The following is an 11710-nucleotide window of genomic DNA, read 5'->3' on the forward strand; positions in this document are numbered from 1 at the left end:
TCTTAAAAACTTAGAAACCCAGAGGATTTTTCCTCTGGGTTTCTTTGCGTTTATCGCACACTTAAAAATCTGGATTAGGCTTAAAACTTATGAGCAAAGATCCCGCCCGCATTCCCGCAGTAATCGCAGAACTACAGCAGACCTGGGAAGGGCAACCGGAACTTTCCTTAAGTACCCTCTTTGGAATCCTGGCTAATAAGGGCGTGGGGTGGGGTAGTGATGATGAGGAGCTGGTGCAACATCTACAAGAAATGCGCAGGAAGTTTCCGGCACAGCTGCGCGGCCCAGTCATTGATATGCGCGAAAGATATGTAGTGGAAACGCTGAATCCCGCCAATCTGGTCACTGTTGATCCCTATCGCGTCGTGGTGCGCCCACTCAACCAGGTCCGTCAGCCGGGCATCTGGGAATACCGCCAGCTCAAGGCCTTTGTTAATGCCCCGCTTTATATCGAGGACCGCGAGGGCATCGAGCACAACCTGGGCACCATTAAACAAATCAGGCTTGTCGACGAAAAACCGCAGCCACAGGTGGATCAGCTAAACAACCAAAAGCAGCAAGATATTGGTGACGACGTTTTTGTCGTCCTCTTGGAGTCGGGAACCAGTGTTGTTATTGAAAGAAAGATCAGCGTTTTTGCAGAACAAAGGCGCAGTGTGGATAAGCAAAGAATCAAGTGGCTAAAAATAGAGCGCTGTGAAGTCGGATCAGAGCTGGAAGTTTTAGCAACCAGCGGACCAATCACCGTTGCTGGTGGCAAAGTCCTGCAGATTATTCCAATTGATGCTTAGGCAGTGGCACCACCATTGGGGTGGCGGTGACGGGATCGGGGGCAATTAGGCAGTCTAGGCCGAAAACCTCTGAGATGAGTTCCGTGGTGATGACGTTATGCGGGGTGCCGGTGGTGATGATTTTGCCGTCTTTCATCACAATGAGGTGATCGGCGTAGCGCGCTGCTTGATTAAGATCGTGCAGCACCGTGACAATCGTTTTGCCCTCGCGGTTGAAGGCACGTAAAAGCTCTAGAAGTTCATATTGGTGTGCAATATCCAAGAAGGTTGTGGGCTCATCAAGCAACATGAGGGGAGTTTGTTGTGCTAGCAGCATTGCCACCCATACTCTTTGCCGCTGACCGCCGGAGAGCTCATCAACTAAACGGGCGGAAAGTTCTGTGAGGCGAGTGGCTGCCAGTGCTTGGGCTACCGCATCGGCATCAGAATCACGCCATTGCTGAATCAGGCTTTGATAGGGAGCTCGGCCACGCGCCACCAAATCTGCCACTCGAATGCCTTCTGGCGCGATTGAGGTCTGGGGTAGGAGGCCAAGCTCGCGGGCAATTTCTTTGGGCTTGTATTCTTTGGTCTCGCGGCCATCAAGCAGCACCTTGCCTGCGGTGGGGGAGATGACTCGGGAAAAACCACGCAGCAAAGTGGATTTGCCACAGCCATTGGGGCCGATGATTGCGGTAAATGATTTATCCGGAATTTCAATACTGAGATCCGCGGAGATAGTGCGCTTGTCATAGCCGATAGTGGCGTGTTCCATCTGCAAGCGTGTTGTAAAAGATTCGGTCATAGTAGAAATCCTCAAGAATTGCGGTGTTAGTGGGTGTGACCCGCGAAGTTGTGGCGGCGGGTTTCGCGAATAATCAGCCAGATCATGTAACAGCCACCAATGCAGACGGTGAGTAGACCAACCGGAATCGTGCGGTAAAAGCTAGCAATGACCAGGGAGGTAAGGTGCGCGATGCTTAGTAGTGCTGCTCCCATCGCTGCGGCAGAAAACAAGCTAACGCCAGGAGTATGAGTAATACGCCTGGCTAGCTGTGGGGCAACAAGGGCAATAAAGGAGATCGGTCCAGCTGCAGCGGTCACCAGTGCCGTAGTTGCTACACCCAAAACAATGAGTGCTAAGCGAGTGGAATTGAGGTGGAAACCCAAGGTGGCTGCGGCATCATCGCCCATCTCCAAAAAGCGCAGGGTGCGTGACAGGGCGATGGTGCAGATGAAAATAATTGCAGCGATGATCAACGATGGAATTAGAGATTGCCAGGTAACGCGATTAATGGAACCTGCGCTCCAAAAACCCACCACCATGGCATCTTCTACATCGGCGCGGGTGATCAAATATGCATTAATAGAACCCAACATGGCAGAAACGCCAATACCGACAATGATCAGCCGGAATCCCTGGACCCCTTTGTGCCAAGCCAACACATAAACTGCCAGTGCAGTGAGCAAACCACCCACAATGGCAGCACCAGCGATGGTCCAATATTGGTTATTGCCCAATACCAAAATCACCAAGACCACGGCGGTATAAGAACCAGCATCAAAACCAATCACATCAGGGGAACCAAGTGGATTCCTGGTTAGTGATTGGAAAATAGCACCACCAATGCCCAGCAGCGCGCCAAAAACAACGGCTGCAATGGCTACTGGCAAACGCCATTCGCGTACCACCAGCACGGGGAACTTCTCACCAATGCCAAATATGGCGGGCACAACCTGGCTTAGTGTGAGGGGATAGTCACCAAGCGTGATGGCGAAGGTCGCACTGCCCACCGCCACCACAAACAAGATGGCAGACACCGTGATAATGCGCAGGGGCATATCAAAGGAGAAGTAGCGATTTCTTAACACAAGCGCGCGGTAGCCGCGGTTGAGATCTGAGGTGGCAGCGACGGTGCCCGAGGTTTGGTTACTGCGGGAGGGGGCGTCGACAAGCGTGGTTTTAAGCGGATCGGAAGGGGAGAGTTTGTTGTTCATTGGGCTAGATCCCGCTCGCTTTCTTTCCTCGAACCAGTGCAATGAGCACTGGGGCGCCGATAACGGCGGTGACAATGCCAACTTCAATTTCGCCCGGGCGCGCAATAACCCTGCCGATCACATCAGCTGCGAGCACGAGCACGGGGGCACTCAGTGCAGAATAAGCAATAATCCAGCGTTGATCAGGTCCCACAATCCAACGCACAATATGGGGAATCATTAAACCCACAAAGCTAATGCCGCCGGTCAGTGCGGTGCCACCGCCGGCCAGCAGCGTCAAAGCAATAATTCCCAGCACGCGGGTGCGGAAAACACGAGTGCCCAAGGAAGCTGCAAGGTCATCTCCAAGAGCAATGGAATTTAGAGCTCCAGACAACAGGAACGCAATGATCAAGCCAACCGCAATAAATGGCGCAACAGAAAAAGAATCATGCAGATCGGTGCGGGCGATGGAACCAAGGTTCCAATTTCGCACACTTTGAAAAGTATCGGGGTTAATTAGCGTTAAAAAGGTGGTGATGCCACCCAATACTGCCGCCAGCGCCACACCGGCGAGTACCAGCGTTATTGGCTGTGCGCTGCTACTGGCACCTAGTCCGCCGCCAGCGCTAATGAGATAAACCAGGGCGGTGGCCACCGCAGCGCCGATGAAAGCAAACCAGATATAACCGCTGACACTGCTCAGCCCAAAAAACCCTACTCCGAGGGTAACCGCAAAACCTGCGCCTGCATTAACACCGAGGATGCCGGGATCCGCCAGGGGATTGCGGGTCAGGGCTTGGATCAGCGCGCCAGCAACGCCAAAGGCCGCGCCCACCAAAATGCCAACCACGGTGCGCGGAATACGCATAGACCACACGATCACCGCTGCCTCGGAATTATCGCGGTGCATCAGTCCTTCCCATACCGCACTCAGTGGCAGGGGATTCGCGCCCAGCGCCAAACTCAGCGCGGAGACAACAAGTAACGCTGCGATAATGATCAGCAAACCGAGCGCGCGCCGGCGATGTAGTCGCGTCGGACTAAGCGTGGGTGCCGTGTTAGTTGTTGCGGTTGTTGCGGTTGGGACAGGGATTTTCTGATGGCTAGGGGATGACAAGCGGAGCTTCCTTAAATTAGGTGAGCCTGATCTAATAAATTGTGCCACAAAGGGCAAAAGATAAAAAAGACGCTTTTCGACGCACAGCTGATGCGTTTGAATGTGACCTGGATTGCAAAGTTATGGAGATGTGGGTGGAGGTCAATGGCGCTGCCGACTTTTTCAAAGTTCTTGCTGATAGGGGTTGTATTCCGAGTGACGATGTGGTTAACTACTTGAGTTGCCTTAACACGGCGTGTGTTTCCTTATGCATTTAAGGAGATGGACATGTCAGTTGGTAAGGCAAACATGACACCTTCCATTGAGGTCGAGGATCTAGGTTTCCTAGAGTTTCAACTTCAGGAGGTATCCACTGAAGCCGGGTAACTGGTGAAGGCGGAACCGGAGAAGGGGCATGGCAAATAAACAGCGGCAGTTACGTTAGGGCCACGCATACGCATTTGGTCCCTTCCGATTTTCCTGATTAATTTCAGATCAATCGTGGCGCGATTTATTTGCACAGCGCCCGTGATCCAATGTCAGAGAATTTTGACAGGTCAGGTTAAACACTGGCGTTGCGCCCGAGCCCCTAGCCCGGACAACGTTATAGAGAATAATGAGTGAAGCGAATTCCCACCGCTCTCCAAAATGGAAGATGTGGGACTAGCGAGGAAGAGGATAAGCGTGGCGGGACAAAAGATCCGCATTAGGCTCAAGGCCTACGACCACGAGGCGATTGATGCGTCTGCACGCAAAATCGTTGAGACGGTCACCCGCACGGGTGCCCGAGTCGTTGGACCGGTGCCTTTGCCCACCGAAAAGAACGTATATGCCGTTATTCGTTCTCCCCATAAGTACAAGGACTCTCGCGAGCACTTCGAGATGCGCACCCACAAGCGCCTGATCGACATCCTCGACCCGACGCCGAAGACTGTTGATGCCCTTATGCGCATCGACCTTCCGGCCAGCGTCGATGTGAACATTCAGTGATCGACGGAACTTTTGGCAGCGGAGAATAAATAATGAGTGAAAACGAGATCAAGGGCATTCTGGGCACCAAGCTCGGCATGACTCAGATCTTCGACGAGGAAAACCGCGTTATTCCGGTTACCGTCGTTGAAGCTGGTCCATGCGTAGTTTCCCAGATTCGCACCGTTGAGACCGATGGCTACAACGCCATCCAGATCGCCTACGGCGAAATCGACCCCCGCAAGGTGAATCAGCCAGTGGCTGGTCACTTTAAGAAAGCAGGCGTTACCCCCCGCCGCCACGTCACCGAGATTCGTATGGACGATGTCTCCGGTTACGAGGTTGGACAGGACGTTACTGTTGACATTTTCGACGGCATTAAGTTCGTTGACGTCACCGGTACCTCCAAGGGTAAGGGCTACGCCGGCGCTATGAAGCGCCATGGCTTCGCTGGCCAGGGAGCCGGCCACGGTAACCAAGCAGCACACCGCCGCGTAGGTGGCATTGGTGCAGCTTCTACCCCAGGTCGTGTCTTCAAGGGCAAGCGTATGGCTGGCCGCATGGGTAATGACCGCGTCACCACCCAGAACCTTAAGGTTCAGAAGATTGACGCCGATGCCAACCTCATCCTGATCAAGGGTGCGATCCCGGGCAACCGTGGCGGCATCGTTACCGTTAAGACCGCAGTGAAGGGCGGTGCACACGCATGACGAATCTGAAGCTGGACGTCCAGGCTGCCGACGGCACTACCGCCGGTTCTGTTGACCTACCTGCAGAGATTTTTGACCGTGAGGTTTCCGTCGCACTGCTGCACCAGGTTGTCAATGCACAGCTTGCAGCAGCTCGACAGGGCACCCACTCCACCAAGACCCGCGGTGAAGTACGCGGCGGTGGCCGTAAGCCATTCCGCCAGAAGGGAACCGGTCGCGCTCGTCAGGGCTCGATCCGTGCACCTCACTTCACCGGTGGTGGTATTTCCCACGGCCCTAAGCCACGCGACTACTCTCAGCGCACCCCTAAGAAGATGATTAAGGCTGCCCTTTTCGGCGCCCTTTCCGATCGTGTTCGTAACGATCGTATCCACGTCATCTCCGAATTGGTGCCAGGCCAGACCCCTTCGACCAAGTCTGCAAAGGCTTTCATCGAGCGTCTGTCCGAGCGTAAGTCCATCCTGCTCGTACTGAGCCGTGAGGACATCAACGCCCAGAAGAGTGCCAACAACCTGCCCGGCGTACACATCCTGTCCGCTGATCAGCTGAACACCTACGACGTTCTCAAGTCTGATGACGTTGTGTTCTCCGTTGAGGCTCTCCACACCTTCATCAACCGCGCTTCTGGTGCGGTAAAGGAGGAGCAGAACTAATGGCTACTATCGCCAATCCACGCGACATCATCCTCGCGCCGGTCGTTTCTGAGAAGTCTTATGGCCTCATGGAGCAGAATGTTTACACATTCTTCGTCTCCACCGATGCCAACAAGACTCAGATCAAGATTGCCATCGAAGAGATCTTCGGCGTCAAGGTTGCTGCTGTGAACACCGTAAACCGTGCAGGTAAGCGCAAGCGCTCCCGCTCCGGCTTCGGTACCCGCAAGGCCACCAAGCGCGCTTATGTCACTCTTCGCGAGGGCAGCGACTCCATCGACATCTTCAACGGCTCCGTCGCTTAAGACGTCGATAGAAAAGGACTAATTATGGCTATTCGTAAGTACAAGCCGACAACCCCGGGTCGCCGTCAGAGCTCCGTTTCCATGTTCTCGGAGATCACCCGTTCGACCCCAGAGAAGTCACTGCTTCGCCCGCTCTCCAAGACCGGCGGCCGTAACTCTCACGGACACATCACCACCCGTCACCGCGGTGGTGGACACAAGCGTCGTTACCGCGTCATCGACTTCCGTCGTAATGACAAGGACGGCATCCTGGCTAAGGTCGCTCACATCGAGTACGACCCAAACCGCACCGCAAACATTGCTTTGCTGCACTACTTTGATGGCGAGAAGCGTTACATCATCGCTCCTAAGGGCCTGCAGCAGGGCGCAGTTCTTGAGTCCGGCGCTGGCGCCGACATCAAGATCGGCAACAACCTGCCTTTGCGTAACATCCCAACCGGTACCACCATCCACAATGTGGAGTTGAAGCCCGGTGCAGGTGCTAAGCTGGCTCGTTCCGCTGGTACTTCTATTCAGCTTCTTGGTAAGGAAGGCGCTTACGCTGTTTTGCGTATGCCATCCTCCGAGATCCGTCGCGTAGACATCCGCTGCCGCGCAACTGTTGGTGAGGTCGGCAACGCTGACCAGATCAACATCCGCTGGGGCAAGGCTGGCCGTATGCGTTGGAAGGGCTGGCGCCCAACCGTCCGTGGTGTCGTTATGAACCCGGTCGATCACCCACATGGTGGTGGTGAAGGCAAGACTTCCGGTGGTCGCCACCCAGTTTCCCCATGGGGAAAGAAGGAAGGCCGCACCCGCAGCCCTAAGCGTTACAGTGATGACATGATTGTTCGTCGCCGTCGCGCTAACAAGAACAAGAAGCGCTAAGAGGAGGTAACGAAGAATGCCACGCAGCCTTAAGAAAGGCCCGTTCGTCGATGAGCACCTCCTCAACAAGGTAGACGCTCAGAACGAAAAGGGTACCAAGCAGGTCATCAAGACCTGGTCCCGCCGTTCCACCATTCTCCCCGATTTCATCGGTCACACCTTTGCTGTCCATGATGGACGCAAGCACGTGCCAGTTTTCGTGGATGATGCCATGGTCGGTCACAAGCTGGGCGAATTCGCCCCAACCAAGACCTTCAAGGGTCACATCAAGGACGACAAGAAGGGACGTCGATAAGCGATGAGTGAAAACATCACCTCCGCAAGCGCGACTGCTCGCTTCGTCCGCGTTACCCCAATGAAGGCTCGTCGCGTCATTGATCTCGTGCGCGGCAAGACCGTGTCCGAGGCACTGTCTATCCTTAAGTATGCTCCACAGGCCGCTTCCGAGCCTGTCGCAAAGGTTGTTGCTTCTGCAGCTGCCAACGCTGAGAACAACTTTGGTCTGGATCCACGCACCCTGGTTATCTCCGAGGCTTACGCCAACGAGGGCCCAACCATGAAGCGTTTCCAGCCACGTGCTCAGGGACGTGCTTTCCAGATCCGTAAGCGCAGCAGCCACATCACCGTGGTAGTTGAGAGCCAGAAGGAAGGAGCCAACTAGTGGGCCAGAAGATCCATCCACACGGCCTCCGATTGGGCATCACTTCCGACTGGAAGTCCCATTGGTACGCCGATAAGTCTTACGCTGCATACGTAGCTGAAGACATCAAGATTCGTGAATTCCTTTCCAAGGGTCTCGACCGCGCCGGCATCGCTGACGTTGTTATTGAGCGCACCCGCGATCGTGTTCGCGTTGACATCCACACCGCACGCCCAGGCATCGTCATCGGCCGTCGTGGTGCTGAGGCAGACCGCATCCGTAAGGAGCTCGAAAAGCTCACCGGTAAGCAGGTTGCCCTCAACATCCTCGAGGTCAAGAACGTTGATGCCAACGCTCAGCTGGTGGCACAGTCCATCGCCGAGCAGCTGACCAACCGCGTGGCTTTCCGTCGCGCAATGCGCAAGGCTATCCAGTCTGCAATGCGTCAGCCACAGGTTAAGGGTATTAAGGTCGTGTGTTCCGGTCGTCTTGGCGGTGCCGAGATGTCCCGCACCGAGCGTTACCATGAGGGACGCGTTCCTCTACACACCCTTCGCGCCGAGATCGACTACGGCACCTACGAGGCTCACACCACTTTCGGACGCATTGGCGTCAAGGTGTGGATCTACAAGGGTGACGTCGTTGGTGGACGTCGCGAGAGCGAGATCAATGCACCCGCAGAGCGTCGCGGTCGCGGCGACCGCAACGCACGTCCGCGTCGTGGTGGCCAGCGTCGTCAGCGTGCTGAGCAGAAGCAGGAGGGCTAAACATGCTTATTCCTAAGCGCGTTAAGTACCGTCGCCAGCACCGTCCTACCCGTAGTGGTATTTCTAAGGGCGGCAACCGCGTCACTTTCGGTGAGTACGGCATCCAGGCTCTTGAGCCTGCCTACATCACCAACCGTCAGATTGAATCTGCACGTATTGCCATCAACCGCCACGTCAAGCGTGGTGGCAAGGTATGGATCAACATCTTCCCAGACCGTCCGCTTACCCAGAAGCCACTCGGCGTTCGTATGGGTTCCGGTAAGGGTCCTGTGGAGAAGTGGGTCGCAAACATCAAGCCGGGCCGCATTCTCTTCGAGATGAGCTACCCGGATGAAGCTACTGCTCTCGAGGCACTGCGCCGCGCTGGCCAGAAGCTTCCCTGCAAGGTCCGTATCGTCAAGAGGGAGGATCAGCTCTAATGGCTATCGGTACCCCAGCACATGAGTTCCGTGAACTCAACGAGGAAGAACTGGTTACCCGCCTCAACGAGGCTAAGGAAGAACTGTTCAACCTTCGCTTTCAGCTTGCTACTGGCCAGCTGACCAACAACCGCCGCCTACGCTCTGTCAAGCGCGACATCGCCCGCATTTACACCGTTATTCGCGAGCGCGAGCTGGGCCTGTCCGTGGTTCCGGGAGCTGAGGCTTAATTATGAGTGAGGCAAACGTGGACAACAAGGAAAAGGGCACCCGCAAGGTTCGCACCGGCTACGTGGTTTCTGACAAGATGCAGAAGACCATCGTCGTCGAGCTTGAGGACCGTAAGCAGCACGCTCTCTACGGTAAGATCATGCGCTCCGCCACTAAGGTGAAGGCACATGACGAGGCTGAGATCGCCGGCATCGGCGACCTCGTCCGCATCGAAGAGACCCGCCCATTGTCTAAGGACAAGCACTTCCGTCTCGTCGAGATCGTCGAGAAGGCTAAGTAATTTGGGCCGTTATCCGCTTCGGATAACAACCTAAAGAAATCCCTATCTGGTTTCCAGATAGGGATTTTTTGCGCTTTTCGACGCCTCCCTCTGCCAACATTGACGCTGGGGGAGGGGTGCAAGGTAGTTCCTTAATCGCAGTTGTACTTAGGTGCAACTGCGATTTGTATTCGGGGGTAGTGATGTGGTTAAATGTTTAGGTTGTCTGCGTAGGTCGGACTGGCGGTGCTTTTCCGAGTCGCCCTTCCGAGACCCCTCGACGTAAATCGTTCGTTGCCCACTTTGTGGAGTGTGTGGACATCTGTAGTACATAGACCACGCATGTTTGGGACGGAAATCCAGCATGCATTAATCCAGGTCAGGAGACCAGTAGTGATTCAGCAAGAATCGCGTCTGAAGGTCGCCGATAACACTGGTGCACGTGAAATTCTGTGCATCCGCGTCCTCGGTGGATCTACCCGACGTTTTGCTGGCATTGGTGACGTCATCGTCGCCACTGTCAAAGAAGCAACCCCAGGCGGCAACGTCAAGTCTGGCGAAATCGTCAAGGCTGTTATCGTTCGTACCAAGAAGGAAACCCGTCGTGCAGACGGCTCCTACATTGCATTCGACGAGAACGCTGCCGTTATCATCAAGAACGACAACGAGCCACGTGGCACCCGTATCTTCGGACCAGTTGCTCGTGAACTTCGCGAAAAGAAGTTCATGAAGATCGTTTCTCTTGCACCGGAGGTGATTTAAGAATGAAGGTCCATAAGGGCGATATGGTTCTTGTCATCGCTGGCCCTGACAAGGGTGCCAAGGGACAGGTCATCGCGGCATTCCCAAAGACTGAGAAGATTCTCGTCGAGGGTGTTAACCGCATCAAGAAGCACGTAGCTAACTCCGCACCAGAGCGTGGCGCAGAGTCCGGCGGAATCGTGACCCAAGAAGCTCCGATCCATGTCTCCAACGTCATGGTCATCGATTCTGACGGAAACCCAACTCGCGTTGGCTTCCGTGTAGATGAGAGCGGCAAGAAGGTTCGCGTTTCTCGTCGTAATGGGAAGGACATCTAATGACTGAGAACTACACCCCTCGTCTGAAGAGCCGTTACCAGGACGAAATCCGCACCAAGCTGCAGGGCGAATTCGAGTTCGCTAACGTCATGCAGATCCCAGGTGTCACCAAGATTGTTGTCAACATGGGTGTTGGCGACGCAGCTCGTGACTCCAAGCTCATCAACGGAGCTATCGAGGACCTCACCGCAATCACCGGTCAGAAGCCACAGCTTCGCCGTGCGAAGAAGTCCATCGCTAACTTCAAGCTCCGTGAAGGCATGCCAATCGGCGCAAAGGTTACCCTGCGCGGCGACCGCATGTGGGAATTCCTCGATCGTCTGCTGACCGTGGCACTGCCACGTATCCGCGACTTCCGTGGACTTTCTGACCAGCAGTTCGACGGCCACGGTAACTACACCTTCGGCCTCACCGAGCAGACCATGTTCTACGAAATTGACGTCGACAAGGTCGATCGTCCTCGTGGTATGGACATCACCGTTGTTACCACTGCGGTTAACGACGATGAAGGTCGCTCCCTGCTTCGCGAGCTCGGCTTCCCTTTCAAGGGTGAAGACGGAACTCGTCAGCAGTAATTAGAACTTTTATAGTTCATTCAATACGTCGCACAGCCTCTGGTTGTGCGGCGTATTTTTATGTTTACATGATATTCAAAATGCTGACCGAAGAATCTGCTTCTTAAACTCTGCGTAATCTCTGGTAGCGGAGCGAAAAATGAAATTACACTGCCGTGGAATGTATAAGTTACGCTAGGAAATATTTTCTCCGAGATGGATAAGTTTATGCATTACGTGCAATTTATAGATTCTGGAAAAGGTGTTGCTAATTGAGCATTATTCAGCCTCAGAGATTTACATAGATTTATATGTAGTTTTTAGCTAATTTCATTTAGCTTTTTGGGGAGCTAGCTGGGGTTAATGGTGCTAAAGGTATTAAATAGTATCTTGGATCGGAATGTGAATTCG

Annotated in this window: 18 protein-coding genes; 15 read left to right on the plus strand and 3 right to left on the minus strand. The window is 54.3% G+C overall.

The annotated features are described in order from the left end of the window. The first annotated feature begins 89 nt into the window (after positions 1 to 89). Positions 90 to 791 (plus strand): hypothetical protein, encoded by a 702-nt coding sequence (locus H924_RS02455; protein WP_015650384.1) that lies wholly within the window; start codon positions 90 to 92, stop codon positions 789 to 791. Here the strand turns inward: H924_RS02455 and H924_RS02460 are convergent. The 3 genes from H924_RS02460 to H924_RS02470 form a co-directional block, all read right to left on the minus strand. Then, on the minus strand, positions 772 to 1575 hold the full coding sequence (locus H924_RS02460) for an ABC transporter ATP-binding protein (protein ID WP_015650385.1): 804 nt from the start codon (positions 1573 to 1575) through the stop codon (positions 772 to 774). The genes H924_RS02455 and H924_RS02460 overlap by 20 nt on opposite strands. A 26-nt stretch (positions 1576 to 1601) precedes the next feature. Continuing rightward, positions 1602 to 2612: a FecCD family ABC transporter permease gene (locus H924_RS02465; protein ID WP_245533913.1), complete on the minus strand. Its 1011-nt coding sequence runs from the start codon at positions 2610 to 2612 to the stop codon at positions 1602 to 1604. A 160-nt stretch (positions 2613 to 2772) separates the two neighbouring features. Beyond that, positions 2773 to 3756, minus strand: a complete 984-nt coding sequence (locus H924_RS02470) for an iron chelate uptake ABC transporter family permease subunit (protein ID WP_035108022.1) — start codon at positions 3754 to 3756, stop codon at positions 2773 to 2775. A 774-nt stretch (positions 3757 to 4530) separates the two neighbouring features. Between H924_RS02470 and rpsJ the strand changes: the two genes are divergently transcribed. From rpsJ to rplE, 14 genes are all read left to right on the plus strand, one after another. Continuing rightward, the gene (gene rpsJ / locus H924_RS02475; RefSeq protein WP_003854291.1) at positions 4531 to 4836 is read left to right on the plus strand and encodes a 30S ribosomal protein S10; all 306 of its coding nucleotides are present in this window, start codon (positions 4531 to 4533) and stop codon (positions 4834 to 4836) included. Between the two features lie 32 nt (positions 4837 to 4868). After that, complete coding sequence (gene rplC, locus H924_RS02480) at positions 4869 to 5525, plus strand: 50S ribosomal protein L3 (protein ID WP_015650388.1); 657 nt, start codon at positions 4869 to 4871, stop codon at positions 5523 to 5525. After that, on the plus strand, positions 5522 to 6178 hold the full coding sequence (gene rplD / locus H924_RS02485; protein WP_015650389.1) for a 50S ribosomal protein L4: 657 nt from the start codon (positions 5522 to 5524) through the stop codon (positions 6176 to 6178). The genes rplC and rplD overlap by 4 nt, the downstream gene beginning before the upstream one ends. Then, a complete protein-coding gene (gene rplW, locus H924_RS02490) occupies positions 6178 to 6483 on the plus strand; it encodes a 50S ribosomal protein L23 (RefSeq protein ID WP_015650390.1) in 306 nt (101 codons plus the stop codon). The genes rplD and rplW overlap by 1 nt, the downstream gene beginning before the upstream one ends. A 24-nt stretch (positions 6484 to 6507) precedes the next feature. Further along, on the plus strand, positions 6508 to 7350 hold the full coding sequence (gene rplB, locus H924_RS02495; RefSeq protein ID WP_015650391.1) for a 50S ribosomal protein L2: 843 nt from the start codon (positions 6508 to 6510) through the stop codon (positions 7348 to 7350). Positions 7351 to 7366: 16 nt separating this feature from the next. Then, positions 7367 to 7645, plus strand: coding sequence for a 30S ribosomal protein S19 (gene rpsS / locus H924_RS02500; protein ID WP_015650392.1), 279 nt, complete (start codon positions 7367 to 7369; stop codon positions 7643 to 7645). Between the two features lie 3 nt (positions 7646 to 7648). Further along, positions 7649 to 8011, plus strand: a complete 363-nt coding sequence (gene rplV / locus H924_RS02505; protein WP_015650393.1) for a 50S ribosomal protein L22 — start codon at positions 7649 to 7651, stop codon at positions 8009 to 8011. Next, positions 8011 to 8757 (plus strand): 30S ribosomal protein S3, encoded by a 747-nt coding sequence (gene rpsC, locus H924_RS02510; RefSeq protein ID WP_015650394.1) that lies wholly within the window; start codon positions 8011 to 8013, stop codon positions 8755 to 8757. Before rplV ends, rpsC begins: the two co-directional genes overlap by 1 nt. 2 nt (positions 8758 to 8759) lie before the next feature. Then, positions 8760 to 9176, plus strand: a complete 417-nt coding sequence (gene rplP / locus H924_RS02515; RefSeq protein ID WP_003854302.1) for a 50S ribosomal protein L16 — start codon at positions 8760 to 8762, stop codon at positions 9174 to 9176. Next, positions 9176 to 9406 (plus strand): 50S ribosomal protein L29, encoded by a 231-nt coding sequence (rpmC, locus tag H924_RS02520; protein ID WP_015650395.1) that lies wholly within the window; start codon positions 9176 to 9178, stop codon positions 9404 to 9406. The genes rplP and rpmC overlap by 1 nt, the downstream gene beginning before the upstream one ends. Before the next feature lie 2 nt (positions 9407 to 9408). Next, positions 9409 to 9687 carry a 30S ribosomal protein S17 gene (gene rpsQ, locus H924_RS02525; RefSeq protein WP_015650396.1) on the plus strand — a complete coding sequence of 93 codons (279 nt, stop codon included), beginning with the start codon at positions 9409 to 9411 and terminating at the stop codon, positions 9685 to 9687. A gap of 372 nt (positions 9688 to 10059) precedes the next feature. Then, on the plus strand, positions 10060 to 10428 hold the full coding sequence (rplN, locus tag H924_RS02530; RefSeq protein WP_015650397.1) for a 50S ribosomal protein L14: 369 nt from the start codon (positions 10060 to 10062) through the stop codon (positions 10426 to 10428). A gap of 2 nt (positions 10429 to 10430) precedes the next feature. Further along, complete coding sequence (gene rplX, locus H924_RS02535; RefSeq protein ID WP_015650398.1) at positions 10431 to 10745, plus strand: 50S ribosomal protein L24; 315 nt, start codon at positions 10431 to 10433, stop codon at positions 10743 to 10745. Then, complete coding sequence (rplE, locus tag H924_RS02540; protein WP_015650399.1) at positions 10745 to 11320, plus strand: 50S ribosomal protein L5; 576 nt, start codon at positions 10745 to 10747, stop codon at positions 11318 to 11320. Before rplX ends, rplE begins: the two co-directional genes overlap by 1 nt. Positions 11321 to 11710: the final 390 nt, after the last annotated feature.

The sequence above is a fragment of the Corynebacterium callunae DSM 20147 genome (assembly GCF_000344785.1).
Classification (GTDB): domain Bacteria; phylum Actinomycetota; class Actinomycetes; order Mycobacteriales; family Mycobacteriaceae; genus Corynebacterium; species Corynebacterium callunae.